The 16,626-nt window shown below is 36.5% G+C and carries 17 protein-coding genes and 2 tRNA genes; 16 read left to right on the plus strand and 3 right to left on the minus strand.

Annotated elements, in window-relative coordinates:
• Nucleotides 1-18 precede the first annotated feature (18 nt).
• Together P9L98_03590 and P9L98_03595 are read left to right on the plus strand one after the other, a co-directional pair.
• Nucleotides 19-91 (plus strand) — tRNA-Phe (locus tag P9L98_03590).
• A gap of 132 nt (nt 92-223) precedes the next feature.
• Nucleotides 224-296, plus strand: a tRNA-Thr gene (locus tag P9L98_03595).
• A gap of 21 nt (nt 297-317) precedes the next feature.
• On the opposite strand, the gene P9L98_03600 is transcribed toward P9L98_03595, so the two are convergent.
• Entirely contained in the window at nt 318-803 is a 486-nt protein-coding gene (locus P9L98_03600; GenBank protein MDP8216385.1) for a hypothetical protein, read from the minus strand.
• Nucleotides 804-869: 66 nt separating this feature from the next.
• Between P9L98_03600 and hisH the strand changes: the two genes are divergently transcribed.
• Together hisH and hisF are read left to right on the plus strand one after the other, a co-directional pair.
• Nucleotides 870-1,517 (plus strand): imidazole glycerol phosphate synthase subunit HisH, encoded by a 648-nt coding sequence (hisH, locus tag P9L98_03605; protein MDP8216386.1) that lies wholly within the window; start codon nt 870-872, stop codon nt 1,515-1,517.
• Nucleotide 1,518: 1 nt separating this feature from the next.
• Nucleotides 1,519-2,280, plus strand: a complete 762-nt coding sequence (gene hisF / locus P9L98_03610) for an imidazole glycerol phosphate synthase subunit HisF (protein MDP8216387.1) — start codon at nt 1,519-1,521, stop codon at nt 2,278-2,280.
• On the opposite strand, the gene lpxB is transcribed toward hisF, so the two are convergent.
• Both lpxB and P9L98_03620 read right to left on the minus strand, forming a co-directional pair.
• Nucleotides 2,273-3,391 (minus strand): lipid-A-disaccharide synthase, encoded by a 1,119-nt coding sequence (gene lpxB, locus P9L98_03615; GenBank protein ID MDP8216388.1) that lies wholly within the window; start codon nt 3,389-3,391, stop codon nt 2,273-2,275. The genes hisF and lpxB overlap by 8 nt on opposite strands.
• Nucleotides 3,392-3,393: 2 nt before the next feature.
• On the minus strand, nt 3,394-4,311 hold the full coding sequence (locus tag P9L98_03620) for a Gfo/Idh/MocA family oxidoreductase (protein MDP8216389.1): 918 nt from the start codon (nt 4,309-4,311) through the stop codon (nt 3,394-3,396).
• Between the two features lie 106 nt (nt 4,312-4,417).
• On the opposite strand from P9L98_03620, the gene P9L98_03625 reads away from it, so the two are divergent.
• From P9L98_03625 to ftsW, 12 genes are all read left to right on the plus strand, one after another.
• Nucleotides 4,418-5,182: a thermonuclease family protein gene (locus P9L98_03625; protein ID MDP8216390.1), complete on the plus strand. Its 765-nt coding sequence runs from the start codon at nt 4,418-4,420 to the stop codon at nt 5,180-5,182.
• Nucleotides 5,179-6,105: a thioredoxin-disulfide reductase gene (gene trxB, locus P9L98_03630; GenBank protein ID MDP8216391.1), complete on the plus strand. Its 927-nt coding sequence runs from the start codon at nt 5,179-5,181 to the stop codon at nt 6,103-6,105. The genes P9L98_03625 and trxB overlap by 4 nt, the downstream gene beginning before the upstream one ends.
• A gap of 21 nt (nt 6,106-6,126) precedes the next feature.
• Complete coding sequence (gene trxA / locus P9L98_03635; GenBank protein MDP8216392.1) at nt 6,127-6,441, plus strand: thioredoxin; 315 nt, start codon at nt 6,127-6,129, stop codon at nt 6,439-6,441.
• A 416-nt stretch (nt 6,442-6,857) separates the two neighbouring features.
• On the plus strand, nt 6,858-7,295 hold the full coding sequence (gene mraZ / locus P9L98_03640; GenBank protein MDP8216393.1) for a division/cell wall cluster transcriptional repressor MraZ: 438 nt from the start codon (nt 6,858-6,860) through the stop codon (nt 7,293-7,295).
• Between the two features lie 23 nt (nt 7,296-7,318).
• Nucleotides 7,319-8,260, plus strand: coding sequence for a 16S rRNA (cytosine(1402)-N(4))-methyltransferase RsmH (gene rsmH / locus P9L98_03645; GenBank protein MDP8216394.1), 942 nt, complete (start codon nt 7,319-7,321; stop codon nt 8,258-8,260).
• Between the two features lie 56 nt (nt 8,261-8,316).
• Complete coding sequence (locus tag P9L98_03650; protein MDP8216395.1) at nt 8,317-8,607, plus strand: hypothetical protein; 291 nt, start codon at nt 8,317-8,319, stop codon at nt 8,605-8,607.
• Between the two features lie 155 nt (nt 8,608-8,762).
• Entirely contained in the window at nt 8,763-10,343 is a 1,581-nt protein-coding gene (locus tag P9L98_03655) for a penicillin-binding protein 2 (GenBank protein MDP8216396.1), read from the plus strand.
• Complete coding sequence (locus tag P9L98_03660) at nt 10,312-11,802, plus strand: UDP-N-acetylmuramoyl-L-alanyl-D-glutamate--2,6-diaminopimelate ligase (protein ID MDP8216397.1); 1,491 nt, start codon at nt 10,312-10,314, stop codon at nt 11,800-11,802. The genes P9L98_03655 and P9L98_03660 overlap by 32 nt, the downstream gene beginning before the upstream one ends.
• Complete coding sequence (murF, locus tag P9L98_03665; protein ID MDP8216398.1) at nt 11,795-13,195, plus strand: UDP-N-acetylmuramoyl-tripeptide--D-alanyl-D-alanine ligase; 1,401 nt, start codon at nt 11,795-11,797, stop codon at nt 13,193-13,195. The genes P9L98_03660 and murF overlap by 8 nt, the downstream gene beginning before the upstream one ends.
• Before the next feature lie 170 nt (nt 13,196-13,365).
• The gene (mraY, locus tag P9L98_03670; GenBank protein MDP8216399.1) at nt 13,366-14,283 is read left to right on the plus strand and encodes a phospho-N-acetylmuramoyl-pentapeptide-transferase; all 918 of its coding nucleotides are present in this window, start codon (nt 13,366-13,368) and stop codon (nt 14,281-14,283) included.
• Complete coding sequence (murD, locus tag P9L98_03675; GenBank protein ID MDP8216400.1) at nt 14,280-15,542, plus strand: UDP-N-acetylmuramoyl-L-alanine--D-glutamate ligase; 1,263 nt, start codon at nt 14,280-14,282, stop codon at nt 15,540-15,542. The genes mraY and murD overlap by 4 nt, the downstream gene beginning before the upstream one ends.
• Entirely contained in the window at nt 15,530-16,621 is a 1,092-nt protein-coding gene (gene ftsW / locus P9L98_03680) for a putative lipid II flippase FtsW (GenBank protein ID MDP8216401.1), read from the plus strand. The genes murD and ftsW overlap by 13 nt, the downstream gene beginning before the upstream one ends.
• Nucleotides 16,622-16,626 lie beyond the last annotated feature (5 nt).

Below are 16,626 nucleotides of genomic sequence, written 5' to 3' on the forward strand. Positions count from 1 at the left end.
GCTATAATTCAAATTTATGCCGAGATAGCTCAGTAGGTAGAGCGCAGGACTGAAAATCCTGGCGTCCCCAGTTCGATTCTGGGTCTCGGCATTTTTTATTTTTTACTCTTTTGTAAACCTCTCTTTATATAATTCAATAACCGTTTTCTTTCTAAAGCTATATAGTATTCAAATTCTTATTTTATAAGTGTTTTTATGTTATAATTCATAACTGTTAAATTATGCCGGGGTAGCTCAGTTGGTAGAGCAGGGCTTTCGTAAAGCTCAGGTCAAGGGTTCGAATCCCTTCTCCGGCTTTTTATTTAGGTTATTTTTGATTAATTTTTGCTTGGAGAGATAATCTCTGTTTTAGAAAGATAGTTCCAGCGCCAGGCTTCTTGGGCGATAGATTTAAGATGAGATATCGAGCCAGGTTGATATTCTATCTTCCAGTCTCTAATTGTCCCTTCTTCACTAAGTTCACCGATTGGAGTATATGGAGAGTTTAAAATATTGCGTAAGTTTTCGTCTTTGATATCAATTGTTAAATTACCTCTTTTTAATAAAGCAGAGCCAATATATTTACCCTGCTCTAGGCTGTCGGGTTCTAATTCCCAGAAATCTATCTTTATAATCCTATAATTATCAAATTTCTCTACTATTGAATGAAGATTTTTCTGTATCTCGATTTTATTTTCAGCTAAGCTTGCTAAAATATTAGCAACTTTGACCCGTTCAGCAGATATTAAGTCTATAAAATTAAGAAGAGCTATATATACTGCTAAAAGGAATGCTATCGACAATATGTTGAATTTTCGTACCATTTACTTTATATTAAATTCATTGTTTGTTCTTGTCAACTTAGATTTTATTTTATAATATCTTAAATCATGCAATATATTGTTGTAATTGACTATAATATGGGTAATCTACACAGCGTATCTAAGGCTTTAGAGAGAGTTGCTGAACCAGAAGGTTTTAGAGTTAAGGTAAGCAATGATAGGGGGGTTATATCTAGAGCTTCTGCGATTGTCTTTCCGGGTGTAGGTGCTTTTGGAAAAGGAATGGAGAATCTTAAAAGTTTTGGCTTAGCGGATGTTCTAAAAGAGAGAGTTAAAGAAAGAGTGCCTTTTCTTGGAATATGCTTAGGGCTTCAGCTTCTTTTTACAGAGAGCGAAGAGCACGGAAGCTTTAAAGGGCTTGATATTTTAGCTGGAGAGGTTATTGGATTCTCTAAAGGGGTTAAGGTTCCTCATATGGGATGGAATAGAGTGGAGCATATAGAGGAGGAGGAAATAAATAAAGGCTCGGGGTTGTTTAGAAATATTTTAGATAGAGATTATTTTTACTTTGTCCATTCCTATTTTGTCTTACCTGATGATAAAGATATTATTATTGCAAAAGTTGATTATGGAAACAGTATTGCTGCAGCTGTAAATAAAGATAATATCTATGGTGTTCAGTTTCATCCCGAGAAAAGCGGAGATTCCGGAATAGCTCTATTTTCAAACTTTGTTGAAATAGTTAAAGGAGGTTGAGATGCTTACGAAGAGAATAATACCCTGTCTTGATGTCAAAGACGGGCGGGTGGTTAAAGGTATCAACTTTGTTAATCTAAAAGACGCTGGAGACCCAGTAGAGCAGGCCAAAGTTTATAATAGTCAAGGTGCAGATGAATTAGTATTTCTTGATATTGCTGCCTCTTTTGAAAATAGAGGTCCTATGCTTGAGGTCATAACAAAAACAGCCGAACAGGTCTTTATCCCTTTGACGGTTGGAGGCGGAGTTAGAAGTATTGATGATATTAGAGAACTTCTTAGAGCCGGAGCCGATAAGGTCTCTATTAATACAGCAGCTGTTAAAGATCCAGGATTAGTTAAGGAGTCAGCCATTGAGTTTGGCAGCCAGTGTGTAGTTGTGGCTATAGATGCTAAAAAAGAGAAAGAGGGTAAATGGGAAGTCTATACCACCGGAGGAAGAACATCGTCTGGGCTGGATGCTATAGGATGGGCGAAGGAGATTGAAGAGTTGGGGGCAGGTGAAATTCTTTTAACCAGCATGGATAGAGACGGGACTAAAGACGGGTATGATTTAGAGTTGACTAAAAGAGTGGTGACTGCGGTTAATATTCCTGTTATTGCCTCAGGAGGTGCTGGTAGTCTTGAACATCTCTATCAGGCGTTTAATGATACAGATTGCGATGCCGTTCTTGCAGCTTCAATATTTCATTATGGTGAATATACAATCAAAGAGGCTAAAAAATATCTCGAAGAGAAGGGGATTTCAATAAGATCTAATTAGAGATACAATTCAATATTGAACTTACTGCCTTAACCACAGCTCCTTTATCTCCCAACTTGATCTTGAAGTCGTTAAGTTTTTCTTTTAAGCTAAAATAATAATCTTCGTTTAGTAATATCTTTTCAAGATGTTTTGTTAGATTTTTGGGTCTTAACTTGTATTGAATAAGTTCAGGCATTGCCTCTTCTTTTAATATTAAATTGACCATTCCAACATGCTTTACTCTAATCATTGGTTTAAGAATCAGATAGTTGATGAGCGATGTTTTGTATATTACAAGGAATGGATTACCTATAATCGCAGCTTCAAGAGTTGCGGTTCCTGAAGCTACTATCCCTAAATGGGAGTGGTATATTGCATTGTAGGTATCATCCGTGATTATTTTGAAAGAATTATTGATATCCTGGTCTAAATATTTTTTTAAGTGTTTTGAAATTAGCAGCAAAGTATCTAATTCGTATTTCTTTGAAATTTCAGCTATAGATTTTTTTATTACAGATATATGTTTTTTAAACTCATTCTCTCTTGAACCTGGCATAAGAAATATTCTTCTTCTATTTTTATCTAATTGATATTTTTCTAAAAATGCGTCTTCTGTTAATTTGGGTTTTATTATATCTAGAAAAGGATGGCCTATAAACTCAACTTCAACTCCGAATCTATTGTAGAATTTTTTCTCGAATTCAAAAAATACAAACATCTTGTCGACATATCTTTTTATAATTTCTACTCTCTTTTCTCCCCAGGCCCAGAGTTGAGGGCTGATGTAATATATTGTCTTTATATTGAGTTTCTTGACCTCCTTAACAAGTTTAAGATTGAACCCTGGGTAATCTATGAATATAACAGCCTCTGGTTGCTCCTCTTTGATTTTGGTTAATATCTCATGAAATAGTTTTTTAAAGAAAGAGATATGCTTAATAACATCAAAAAAACCGACTACCGCGCTGGATGCTAAGTCATAATATATATTTACTCCAGCAGAGCGCATCTTCTCTCCGCCTAATCCATAGAATTGAATCTCAGAGTCTCTATTCTTTATCTCATTAACTAAGAGGCTGCCGTGGAAATCCCCTGAGGGCTCACCTGCTACAATAAATATTTTCTTCATAATTAGCTGCGGGAGATTATTCGTTCTATTTTTAACGCTGTCTTTAAGGCTAGTCTTGCATCTTCTCCGGATACTTCTGGTTGATTTCTCTTTTTGACCGCATCCATAAAGCTCTTGATTTCAAGCTGTAAGGGTTGCTCTTTTTCTATCTCTATCTGTTTTTTTATGATCTCTCCATTAACCTTACGGTAGATGTTAACTTCTTGATGCCTGTAATCTAAAGATATGTAGCAGTTCTCTTTGAAAATTCTTATTTTGCGTAGACTATCATCGGATATGCGGGAGGATGTTATATTACAGACAGTCTTATTTTTAAAGGTTATCCTGGCGTTTGCTATATCAGGATGGTCGGTCACTACTTTTAGCCCTGTTGCTTCAATCTTCTTTATCTTAGAAGAAACAAACTGAAGAATTATATCAAGATCATGTATCATAAGATCAAGAACAACGCTAACATCCATCGATCTTTTACTGAAAGGACCTATCCTGTGGCATTCAATAAATTTAATCTCACCCGGAATATTCTCTATTGCAGTCAGCGCTTTATTAAATCTCTCTACATGACCAACCTGTAATATCCGTGATTTTTTTTTGGCGATTGCGATTAAGTTCTCTGCTTCTTTTAGTTTTATTGTAATAGGTTTTTCTACCAATACGTCTACTCCGTTACTCAGAAATTCTTTTGCTATTGAGTAGTGTGTCGAGGTGGGGGTGGCTATGCTTACTGCGTCTACTTTAAAGAGCCCATCTCTAAAATTGTCTGAATACTCAGCTTTCAATTCAGATGCTAGATTTTTTGCTCTTGCCTCTACAACATCAGAAAGGAATTTTACTTCTACGTCGGGAAGCTGGGAATATATCTTACTATGAAACGTCCCCAGATGTCCTATACCTATAATACCAACTCTTATTTTTTTCATCTAAAGAATTATAACCAACTTATGAAGAGCTGGTCAATCTGTTTATCTTTTCGGCAGCTTTTAATTCTCTTGTATTGGAATAGGTGGTTATTTTAAAATTATAAAGATGAAAAACATTTATCTTAAAAGCATTGTCATAATATCTACTCTCTTTGTTCTATTTCAATATTTTAATCAACGGATTAATTATCCTAGAGTAGCTCTTGTTGAAGAGGTTATAGATGGAGATACTATTTTGCTTGAGAGCGGGAGATTGCTCAGGCTTCTTGGCTTAAATACACCGGAGACCAAAATCAATATAGCCGGGGAATGGAAAGAGAAGAAGAGCATCTGGGGTGAGAGAGCCTATCTTTTCAGTGAGAACAGTCTCAAGAATAAGAATATCAGAATAGAGTATGACAGAGAGAAAAAGGATATATACGGAAGATTGCTAGGTTATGTTTTTTTAGAAGATAATTTTATAAATCAGGCTTTATTGAGCGAAGGGTTAGCTGTTATAGATATAAGGTACCCCAATTTTAAATACTTGGACCAGCTATCTTTGGTCTTTAAAGAGGCTAAAGAGCGCGGGAAGGGTCTTTGGTCCGATTTTAAAATAATAGGACCTAAAGATGTATCTGAATATGAAGGGGAGGTAATTGCTGTTGAAGGGAGAGTGATCGATGTTTATAATAGCGAGAAGCTTCTGTTCTTTCTTTTGCCTTCTGAGTTTAAATTTGTTATATTCAAAGAGGGTTCACCTTTTTTTAAAAATAAGGAATTAGTTGTTTTAAAAGGTGAGATCATAAGAGTATCCGGCATGGTTAAAAGATATAAGGGGTCTTATCAGATGGTAATACACCATCCTTACCAATTGGAGGTTTTAAGATGAGGGATGTTGCGGTTATTGGTTTAGGTCCTAGCGGTATGACAGCAGCTCTTTATCTCACTCGTTCTAAGTTGGATATTCTATGTTTTGAAAAGACATCTCCTGGCGGGCAGATTGTTATGACTGATAATATAGAGAACTATCCCGGTTTTCCTAAAGGTATATCCGGATATGAACTAGCTGAACTTTTCAAGAAACAACTTCAGATTTACCCCGTTGAAATAAAGAGCGAAGAGGTTATCGCTATTGAAAGAAAAGGTAATCTTATTATTAAAACTCTTTCTTCTGATTATGAGGTACTGAGTGTTATAGTTGCAGCAGGGGCCTATCCTAGAAGGTTAAGTATCAAGGGGGAGGATATCTTTACCGGTCGCGGTGTCTCATATTGTGCCACATGTGATGCTAATTTCTTTAAAGGTAAGAGAGTAGCTGTATTAGGCGGGGGTGACTCTGCTGTTGAGGAGGCTATATTTCTTTCCAAGTTTGTAGAGAAGTTATATCTCATACATCGCAGAGAGAGGTTGAGAGCTGTGGGCGTACTTCAGGATAAGATGGCAGCTCTTACTAATGTGGAGTTTGTTTTAGACAGTGTCATAGAAGAGATAGGCGGCGATTCTAAGGTAGGTTTTATTCAGATAAAGAATTTAAAGACCGCAAATAGTAAAAGAATAAATTTAGACGGTGTTTTTATCTTTGCAGGCTATACTCCAAATACCCAGTTTTTGAAAGAGTTTTTGCAATTAGATTCAGAAGGTTATATAATCGCTGTAGATAATTTCAAAACTTCGATAGAGGGAGTCTTTACTGCAGGCGATGTGAGGAGCGGTTCTCTTAAGCAGGTTATCTCTGCTTCCGGGGAAGGTGCTCATGCGGCGGTTAAAGTTTCAAAGTATTTAGATAAGATAAAAGGAGTCTCTTATGATTAAACATTTTAAAGGAGGATTAATATGCAAGAAGTAAATGCGGACAACTTTAAAAATGAAGTTTTAGAATCACCAGTTCCTGTTTTGGTCGATTTCTGGGCTCCCTGGTGTGGGCCCTGTAAAATGATCAGCCCTATACTTGATGAAGTGGCTGCTGATTTTGAAGGTAGGGTTAAATTTTCAAAACTCAATGTTGATGAGAATACTCAAGCAGCTGCTGATTATGGAATTATGAGTATACCGGCGTTAATTCTTTTTAAAGAGGGAAGACCGGCTGCCCAGATTGTAGGTGTTCAATCGAAAGAAGGAATAGCAAAATTCCTTAAAACCAATGCTTAAGGGATATCTCTTAAAAGTTTTTTCAAGATAGAACATGGTTCTACTATCTACATGACTTGCGCCTATATTCTCTTTATACAACCAACTGTTATATCTGGATTTCGGAGCTGTCATAGTTGCAGCTGCGATATCTTCTTTTCTTGCAACTCTCTTTGTGAGGTTCTTGCTAATCACTCGATAGCGATAGATCCTGCTATAGACAATATGTATTAATATAGGAATTTTCTGATAGATTGCACTTGGTGCCGATCTTATATTAGGATGTATCTTTCTTCTGCTCTCTCTTTTTCTATTTACGAGATTCTTTATCGATATAGTCCCTGATTTAAAAACCCCCTTCTTTAGTTTTCTCCTTGACAGGGTACCTTGTAGTTCATAGAATACACTTAGTGGCATAAAGTGGAGCAAAGTGGAATATGTTTTACGGAGAATATGAACACAATCTGGATGAAAAGGGTAGAGTGGTCTTGCCGGCCAAATTCAGGCAGTTAGCCAAGAAAAAAATAATTAAAAAGTTTTACCTTACGCGTGGTATGGAGAGGTGTCTCTTCCTTTTCTCCGAAAGTGAATGGAGGGGGCAGGAGGATAAGTTTAAAGCTCTCTCTATTATGAAAAAAGACGCCCGGAGTTTTAACAGAATATATTTCTCCGGAGCAACTGAGATAACACCTGATTCTCAGGGCAGGTTTTTAATACCGTCTTATCTTAAGAATTATTCTGGGATTAAGAGAGAACTTGTTGTTATAGGAGTCTCAAGCAGGATAGAGATATGGGCTAAGTCTAAGTGGGATGAATTCTGCAGAACAGAGCTTAAGAATTTTGAAGATATAGCCGAAGAGCTTATTGAGGAATGAATACTTTATTAAAAGAGGTAATTATGGATGAGAGAAACAGAACCGAGCATACCCCTGTCATGCTGAATGAGTCTATAGATTTCATGAATCTTAAAGCGGGTGATGTCGTAGTAGATTGTACGGTTGGTATGGGTGGACATTCAGAGAGAATACTGGAATCTATATTACCCGGAGGGAAGCTTATTGCAATAGATAGAGACTCTGAAAGCTTGAAGATGGCCCAGGAGAGGCTTTCTCGCTTTAAAGGCAGCTTCTATATTTTTAATGACAATTTTACAAATATAAAACAGATACTTCGTTCTTTAAATATAGAGAAGGTGGATGCTGTTTTGTTTGACCTGGGAATATCCTCTTACCAGCTTGAAGGCAATAGAGGGTTTAGTTTTAAAAGAGATGCATTTTTAGATATGCGCATGGATACCGGGAGTAAGTTGACCGCTTATGATATAGTCAACTACTATTCCGAAAGGGAGATTTCAAGGATTCTGAAAGTTTTTGGAGAAGAGAGGTATCATCAGCGTATTGCACATGGGATTATTTTAGCCAGAAAAGAGAAGGCGATAGAGACTACCAAAGAGCTTTCAGGGATAGTCTTAAAAGCAGTCCCGTATTCCTATGTAAATAGAAGGATTAACCCTGCTACACGGACTTTTCAAGCATTGCGTATAGCCGTTAATAGAGAACTGGAGAGCATTTTTACGGCAGTTAAAGATGCGATAGATCTTTTGCTTCCAGAGGGAAGGATAGTTGTAATAAGTTTCCATTCCCTAGAGGATAGAATCATAAAACGTACTTTCAGGGATTTTCAGAAAGATGGACATTTACAACCCCTTATCTCCAAACCGCTGATTCCTTCTCCTCTGGAGGTTGATATTAACCCCAGGTCAAGAAGTGCTAAATTGCGTGCAGGCAAAAAATGTAAAAATTCAGATCTAAATTTATTTTTGAAAATATTTATGTTATGAACAGAAGCGATATTTTTTATCTAAAAAATATTTTCGCAGTGTTTGTTCTGACTTTAATGAGTTTTTTTTATTTAGAACAGAGAATGTCTTTAATCAAAGAGAATTATTGGGAAGCAAGGTTTCAGAACATATTAAGAGAAGAGGTGGTAAAGAATGAAGAGCTTACATATAAGGTTGCGGGATTGGAGACCCCTTCTATGCTGGAGGAGAGACTTTTGGTTTTAAAGCCCGACTTTAGTTTTGCCAAGTCGGTAAGAGTGGTTAGAATTCCTTATCAGAGAATAGATGGAGATAAAGAGGAATACAATGTAAGCGGTAGAATATCTTTTGCCGGTGAAATTCCCTAAAAAATTTTAAGACTAAATTGCTTGATGTCAAAGTTTTAAAACTAAGATTTTTCCTCTTTTTACTTTTTGTTTTAATACTCGGAAAATTGGTTTACCTGCAGTTAATAAAAGGAGATCAGTTTTACCAGATAGCTCTGCAGCAACAGGAGAAATATTTGATAGTCAGAGGGGAGAGAGGTAAGATTTTCGATTCTTGCGGCAGAGTTTTTGCTATGGATAGAAACATTTATTCAATATTTGCTGATCCAAACAGGGTATCTGATAAAAAAGCGGCTGCTATTAAAATAGCAGCTGTGCTTGGTATGGATTTTGAGTTAGTTTCAGAAAGATTGAATAAGGACTGCATGTTTATATGGCTTAAGAGGGGTTTAGAACATGGTAAGGCTCAAGAGTATCTTAAGGAGATTGACTTAAGCGGCTTGGGAATTAAAGTTGAGAGAAAAAGAGTATATCCTCACAATACTCTTGCTTCCCAGGTGTTGGGTGCAGTTGATATTGATAATAGAGGTATATCCGGTCTGGAGTTTCATTATAATGATATCTTAGAAGGGGCTGAAGGGTATAGGCTTACTTTAGGTGACGGGAAAAATTTGATTCTAAGTGGGTTTACGACGACTTATATACCTCCTAAAAACGGTAATGCATTAGTACTTACAATAGATCAAGTCTTACAGCATTATGCCCAGGAAGAAGCCAGACAGATTTATGAGAAATATAAAGCCAAGAGGGTCTCTATTGTTATTATGGACCCTTACAAAGGAGATATACTCTCTCTTGTAAATATTCCAACTTTTAACCCTAATAAGATAACCGATGCTGATTTAAGCAATATGAGAAATTTTGCTATTTCAGATCTTTTTGAGCCTGGTTCGGTTTTTAAAGTTATTACAGCTGCTGCTCTTTTAGATCAAGGACTCCTAAGATTAGAGGATAGGGTTTATTGCGAGAATGGAAGTTATAAAATTGGTAGAAGAATATTACATGATTATCATGCCTACGGAGATTTAGATTTTAAATCTGTAATAGTTTACTCAAGTAATATTGGGGTGGCAAAATCGGTAATAAAGATGGATAGATATGAATTCTATAAATATCTGAAGATTTTTGGTATCGGTGAACCTACAGGTATAGATCTGCCTGGGGAGTCTGGGGGTATATTGAGAGAGCCTGGCAGTTGGTCTGATTATAGCCAAGTATCTATTGCAATGGGTCAAGAGGTAGCTGTTAATTGTTTGCATCTTGGTAAGATTATGAGCATAATAGCTAATGGAGGCTATTCCGTGGAACCTCACATAGTCAAAGAGGTGAGGGATGAGAATGGGTTTAAAGTAAGAAGCATAAATCCTTCCAAGGGTGAGAGAATATTAAGTCCGGAGGTTGCAAAGGAGATGCAGCTTCTATTGCAGGAAGCGGTTGAGAGTGGTACCGGCAGATATGCCAAAAGCAGCCTTTATAGTATAGCTGGTAAGACAGGCACAGCCCAAAAGGCTAACCTGAAAGACGGGGGATATTATAAGAATAGATATGTTGCTACATTCATGGGTTTTATTCCGGTTGAAGAGCCTAAGATTGTAATCGTGGTAACAGTGGATGAGCCTCAGCCTTTACATTTTGGAGGCGTAGTATCTGCTCCGGTGTTTAAAAATATAGCAGAGAAGGCAATGTTGTATTTAATGGTTTCTGAAAACAAGAGAGAGGTTTCTGATGCAGTTAAGCAGGGTTTTATCTGGAATTGATTTTCAATCCAGGAATTTTCAAGATTTAGATTTAAAAGGTATAAGTATTGATTCCAACAAAATTCAAAGAGATTTTATGTTTCTGGCTATTAAAGGTGAGGATAGAGATGGACATGATTTTATTTATCATGCTGTAGAGCGCGGGGCTTCGGTTATATTTGCAGAGGAAGGCAGGTTCAATGAGGTTGTTTTTTCCGGAAGAGTTATACTTGTCGAGGTAAAGGAGCCGAAGGCTGTTTTGGCAAAGGTAAGCTCTAATTTTTACCAGACTCCCGAAGGTTCGCTGTATATGGTAGGCATAACAGGGACAAACGGTAAAACCACTATAAGTTTTATCTTGGAACATATTTTTAAAAGAGCAGGATTAACTACTGGATTAATAGGTACTATCTGTTATAGGGTCGGCAATAGAGAGATTCCTGCTTTTAATACTACCCCCGATGCAATTACCGTTAGGAGGTATATCAGAGAGGTTGTGGATATATCGGGAGATGCGATATTTATGGAAACATCTTCTCATGGCCTTATTCAGGGTAGGCTTAAAGGGATAGGTTTTGATAGCGCTGTATTTACAAATTTAGATAAAGATCATCTTGATTACCATAGAGATATGGATAGTTATTACCAGGCTAAGAAGATTCTCTTTGAAGAACTTTTAAAAAAAGATGGTTTTGGAGTTATAAATTTGGACGACCCTTACGGTAGGCGGTTATATAAAGATATTTCTCAGGAAAAAGTGAGTTATGGATTTTCTGAAGATGCAGATATATCAGTTTTAGATTATAAGTTGGATATTAAAGGCAGCTCTCTTAGAATTAAAATCTTTGGAGAAATATTTAATTTCAGTACCTCTATGATTGGTATCCACAGCATATACAATATTCTAGCAGCTATTGGTATAGCCGTAAGGTATGGATTGGATAGAGATTCGGTTATCAATGCGATAGAATCTTTTAAAGGTGTCAGGGGAAGGATAGAAAGGGTGTTTGGGTCTTCCGAGGTCAAGGTCTTTATCGATTATGCCCATACTCCTAAAGCTTTAGAGGAGATGCTCAAGCTGTTTAAGGGTTTAAAGAAAAACAATCTCTGGGTTGTCTTTGGTTGCGGTGGAGATAGATATAAAGATAAAAGGTATCAGATGGGGCGTATTGCCTCTAGCCTAGCAGATAAGGTTATAGTTACAACTGATAATCCCAGAGGTGAGAACCCGTTTAATATTATAGAAGATATAAAAAAAGGATTAGGTCAATTGGGTTCTGATTGCTGCATAGTTCCCGACAGGAGAGAGGCTATAGAGAAAGCTATATATGGAGCGCAGAGAGACGACATAGTACTTATAGCTGGTAAGGGTCACGAGAAGTATCAGTTGGTAGATAATCTGGTTATTCCTTTTGACGATAAGGAGGTAGCTCGAAAAGCTTTAGCCAGAAGGACTATGGAAAGAACGGCAAATGTCTGAACTATCCTATCCGGAGATTAGAGAGTATTTAAGTACCTTTCTATCGGATGCGAATAGAGAGAGATTTCCTGCCGCCGGTTTTTCAATCGATAGCAGGACTATTCAGCCAGGTGAAATATTCATTACACTTAAGGGTGCAAGCTTTGATGGTCACGACTTTATAGAAGAGGCTGTTTTAAAAGGAGCTCGGGGGGTAGTATATCAAGACAATAGCGCTATCGGTGATCTAAGAAAAAATGATAGATTATCTTTTTTTAAGGTCAATGATTCTTATAATTTTATATATCAACTGGCAAGGTATAAAAGAATCAAGTTTAAGTTTCCTATAATTGCAGTTACAGGCAGTAATGGTAAAACAACAGTCAAAGAGCTTACAGCTGCGTTTTTAAATTCCAAATTTTCTACTTACAGAAATTATCTTAATCAGAATAATCTTTTAGGTCTCTCTCTGAATATTCTCAACTGTAATTTTGATTATGATTATGCGATTTTTGAAATAGGGATTTCAAAAAAGGGTGAGATGGATATACTCTTAGATATATTGAAACCTGATCATGGACTGATTACCAATATATCTTCAGCCCATCTTGAATTTTTACGAAATGAAGAGAATGTTTTTAACGAGAAGGTGAAGCTATTTGAATTTTTGAAAAAAGGCGGGTTTGCTTTTTATTCTAAAGATCAGGATTGTTTTAAAAGTTTAGATAATAGGATAGAGGCTGGTCTTAGGTTTAAGACATTTGGTTTAAAAGAAGATAACGATTGCTGGCTAAGAGTAGATAAGGTAAATATAGATGGTCTTAAGTTGAACTACAGAGATAGTTTTAGTTTAAATTCAAATTTGCTGGGATATAAAAACGGTTTCAATATATCTGCGGCAATCTCAGTTGCAACGGAGCTTGGTATAGATTTAGATTCTATTGCCGGAGTTCTGTCTGAATTCAAACCTTTAAACGGTAGAATGAACTATGAAAAGTTTTCCAATATCGACATCATAGATGATAGTTATAATTCTAACCCTCAGGCTTTGGCTGTAGCTTTAGAGTTTATTTCAAGCTTAGATTATAGCGGGTTAAAGATTGCAGTTTTATCTGATATGTCAGAGTTAGGTAGAGTCTCAGATAAAAAACATTTAGAGGCAGGAATTTTTGCGGCTAATTTAGATATTGATTATTACTTCTGTTGCGGTTCTAATATAAAACATTTTGTTCAGGGACTTAAGAGCAGAGGTTTTCCTGAGGAGCGGATTTTGTTTTTGGACCAACAAAGCTTAGTGAAAAATCTTGCGACGATTATTAAAAATTCTAAAGAAAGCTCTATGTTATTTTTTAAAGCTTCTCATGGTATGCATATTGATGATATTATTAAAAAAGTCAAAGAGAGGATTATTTAAAAATGTTCTATAGGATAATTTACCCTTTAAAAGATATTTTTTTTGGTTTTAACCTTTTTAAATACATTACTTTTCGTTCAATCGTTGCATCAGGATGTTCTTTTTTTATCTTCATCCTCTTCTATCCAAAGTTTGTACAGTATCTAATTAAAAGAGGTTTGATTGAAAATGTGAAAAGGGAGAAATGCGAGAAGCTCTATAAGTACCATGTTCACAAAGAAGGTGTTCCCACCTCAGGCGGTATCCTGATAATATTCTCAACTATTATTGCTACCCTGGTTTTTGGGGATGTTTTAAATCATTATGTACAGATTGCCTTGTTGGCTTTTCTCTCTCTGGGGGCTTTGGGTTACTGGGATGATATATCTAAAATTAAGAATCAGAAGAGAGGAATATCGAGAAGATCTAAGATATTAGTTCAATCTCTGGTAGGCGTTATTGTCGGAGGCTATCTCTATTTAAGACCGGATTACAGTCCGGCGTTAGAAGTTCCTTTTTTAAAAGATTTTATTTTTAACATCGGTATTCTCTATATCCTTTTTGTAGTACTTGTTATTGTAGCTACCTCTAACGCTGTAAACCTCACCGATGGTCTGGACGGTTTGGCTGTCGGTTCTGTCATAATAGCAGCAATTGCTTTTGCGGTAATGGCATATCTTGCCGGCCATTTTAAGCTGAGCCACTATCTTTTGATCTCTTATGTAGAAGGATCTGGGGAGCTCGCTGTATTTCTATCTGCATTGGTAGGAGCTTGCTTTGGTTTTCTTTGGTATAATGCCTATCCGGCTGATATTTTTATGGGTGATAGCGGCTCTATGGCCTTAGGAGGTGCTATAGCCACTGTTGCAGTGGTTATAAAAAAAGAGCTTCTTCTGTTGATAATAGGAGGTCTCTTTGTAATTGAAACCATCTCTGTTTTAATTCAGGTTTTAAGTTTTAAAACGCGGGGTAAGAGGGTTTTTTATTTTGCTCCAATACATCATCATTTTCAGATTAAAGGTTGGGCGGAGCCTAAAATAATAGTTCGCTTCTGGATTATAGCTATTCTTTTTGCTCTTTTGAGTTTACTTACTTTGAAGTTGAGATGAAATCGGAGAATATTTTCTGTGTAGTAGGTCTGGGCAGGAGCGGGTATGCTGCCGCTCAGCTATTAAAGAGGAAAGGTTTTCGTGTTAAGGTAACTGAATCTTCAAATAGCAGGGAGCTAAAAAAAAAGGCTTCCTCTCTCCTGGAGTTTGATATTGACGTAGAACTTGGGGCGCATAATGAGGATTTTTATAGAGATGCTGCGCTATATATACTCTCACCTTCTATCGACAATAGTAATCCGGTTTTAAAGTATGCCAAGAGTCATAATATTTCTGCGATATCAGAGATAGAGCTTGCTTGGATGTACTCTCCGGCCAAGGTTATTGCAATAACCGGAACAAACGGCAAAACATCAGTTTCGACCTACATTCACAGAGTTTTAAATAAAATGGGCTATTCAGCTGTTCTGGCAGGTAATGTAGGTATTCCATTCTCTTCTCTGGTATTAGATCTGAACAAAAATGATTTGGTTGTTTTGGAGCTCAGTTCTTTTCAGCTTGAATATACGGTTAACTTCCATCCTTATATAGCTGTTCTTTTAAATATTTCCCAGGACCATTTAGATAGACATAAGAGCATGGATGATTATTCAGGAGCAAAGTTTAAGATTTTTTCTAACCAGAGTCCGGGTGATATTGCAATAGTTGATCTGTCTCAGAGAATGATTAAGGAGAGAGAGGATTCTATTTTGGCAAAGCTTGTGGATATTTCAGTTTTTAAATCTCCTGAGATGAGTCAGAATCAAAAAGCAGTCTATCTTATAGCTAAAGCTCTTGGGTTAGAAGATAGACGGCTACTCTCTGAGATTAAGAAACTTAAAAATTTAAATCACAGGGAAGAGAGTCTTGGTTATATAGCCGGAGTAAGTTTTATAAACGATTCTAAGGCTACAAACCCTGATGCTACTAAGTGGGCTTTGAGCAATATTGATTCCGATGTGGTTCTTATTGCAGGTGGAAGAGATAAGGATATTGATTTTAGAATAATTAAAGATGAAATCTCAAGCAAGGTTAAAGCTCTAATATTAATAGGCGAGACAAAAGAGAAGATAGCCAATACAATAGGTGTTTTTGTCGAAGTCGTAAAATTTGCCGACAATTTAAAGGATGCTGTTAATATATCACTGGAGGAGGCTTCTTCCGGCGATACGGTTTTGCTCTCCCCAATGTGTTCGAGTTTTGACATGTTTAAGAGCTACATAGAGAGAGGCAATCTATTTAAAAGAATAGTAAGAGATTTACAGAGATGCAAAAATTAAAATGGAGAGTTATTCTTTTAAGTTTTATTTTAATATCTGCTGGGGTTATATTCCTTTATAGTTCTTCAGGTATATATTCTGAGATGGTCTTTGGGGATAGTTTCTATTACCTGAAACGTCAATTGCTGTTTATATTTCTAGGCCTAATAGCTGCTATAGTTGCTTACAAGGTAGATCTTAATAAAGTTGCAAGCCATAGCAGGGGACTTCTTTTTTTTGGATTAGCGATTCTTCTCTCTGTTCTTTTTTTTGGCATACGTGCTGGCGGTGCTAAGAGGTGGTTTAGGCTGGGTGGTTTTGGTGTTCAGCCTATAGAGTTTGTGAGGATAATATATATAGTCTATTTGGCAGCATTTTTAGAGAGGAGAAGGTATCTTTACAAAAATTTTAGCAGAGTATGCTTTCCGGTCTACTCTATTACCGCTATTTTAATGTTGCTTCTGATACTACAGCCGGATTTCGGTAATGCTATCTTCATAGCTTTGATCAGCATCTCTTTGCTTTATTTTACGGGAATTCCTTTTAAATTTTTGTTTTACACCCTCATAGGAATTATTCCTTTTATCTCTATAGCATTTTGGAAACTACCCTATTTAAAACTAAGGGTCTTGGGTTTTCTATCTCCCTGGCGTCATTCTGAGAGCATAGGTTTTCAGTTAATACAGTCTTTTATAGCTATAGGCTCAGGTAGATTATTTGGTCATGGACTGGGTCTATCGCGACAGAAACTATTCTATCTTCCTCAAGCACATAATGATTTTATATTTTCAATAGTCGCAGAAGAACTTGGTTTTTTAGGAGCATTCTCTTTGCTTTTGGTTTATATTTTTTTGATTTGGAACTTTATCTCTATTTTAAGTAGAATAGAAGGGTTATTTAAAAGATTGCTGCTTACAGGATTGATTATCTCTTTTAGTTATCAGATAGTTATTAATGTTGGGGTCTGTTTAGGGTTGTTGCCGACCAAAGGTTTGCCCCTTCCTTTTATAAGCTATGGCGGCTCTTCTATGATAGCGAATATGATTCTAATTGGATTGATTTTAAATATAGCTAAGAGAGGGGGCAGTCTTAGTGAATAATATTC

It is taken from the genome of Candidatus Kaelpia imicola, from assembly GCA_030765505.1.
Lineage (GTDB): Bacteria > Omnitrophota > Gorgyraeia > Kaelpiales > Kaelpiaceae > Kaelpia > Kaelpia imicola.

Excerpts from the sequence above, each read along its gene's own strand:
- murD (MDP8216400.1), top strand. The coding sequence starts at position 14,280 with ATGAAATCGGAGAATATTTTCTGTGTAGTAGGTCTGGGCAGGAGCGGG.
- hisF (MDP8216387.1), top strand. The coding sequence starts at position 1,519 with ATGCTTACGAAGAGAATAATACCCTGTCTTGATGTCAAAGACGGGCGG.
- trxB (MDP8216391.1), top strand. The coding sequence starts at position 5,179 with ATGAGGGATGTTGCGGTTATTGGTTTAGGTCCTAGCGGTATGACAGCA.
- P9L98_03625 (MDP8216390.1), top strand. The coding sequence starts at position 4,418 with ATGAAAAACATTTATCTTAAAAGCATTGTCATAATATCTACTCTCTTT.
- hisH (MDP8216386.1), top strand. The coding sequence starts at position 870 with ATGCAATATATTGTTGTAATTGACTATAATATGGGTAATCTACACAGC.
- P9L98_03650 (MDP8216395.1), top strand. The coding sequence starts at position 8,317 with ATGAGTTTTTTTTATTTAGAACAGAGAATGTCTTTAATCAAAGAGAAT.
- P9L98_03600 (MDP8216385.1), bottom strand. The coding sequence starts at position 803 with ATGGTACGAAAATTCAACATATTGTCGATAGCATTCCTTTTAGCAGTA.
- rsmH (MDP8216394.1), top strand. The coding sequence starts at position 7,319 with ATGGATGAGAGAAACAGAACCGAGCATACCCCTGTCATGCTGAATGAG.
- P9L98_03660 (MDP8216397.1), top strand. The coding sequence starts at position 10,312 with ATGCAGTTAAGCAGGGTTTTATCTGGAATTGATTTTCAATCCAGGAAT.
- trxA (MDP8216392.1), top strand. The coding sequence starts at position 6,127 with ATGCAAGAAGTAAATGCGGACAACTTTAAAAATGAAGTTTTAGAATCA.
- lpxB (MDP8216388.1), bottom strand. The coding sequence starts at position 3,391 with ATGAAGAAAATATTTATTGTAGCAGGTGAGCCCTCAGGGGATTTCCAC.
- murF (MDP8216398.1), top strand. The coding sequence starts at position 11,795 with ATGTCTGAACTATCCTATCCGGAGATTAGAGAGTATTTAAGTACCTTT.
- ftsW (MDP8216401.1), top strand. The coding sequence starts at position 15,530 with ATGCAAAAATTAAAATGGAGAGTTATTCTTTTAAGTTTTATTTTAATA.
- P9L98_03620 (MDP8216389.1), bottom strand. The coding sequence starts at position 4,311 with ATGAAAAAAATAAGAGTTGGTATTATAGGTATAGGACATCTGGGGACG.
- mraZ (MDP8216393.1), top strand. The coding sequence starts at position 6,858 with ATGTTTTACGGAGAATATGAACACAATCTGGATGAAAAGGGTAGAGTG.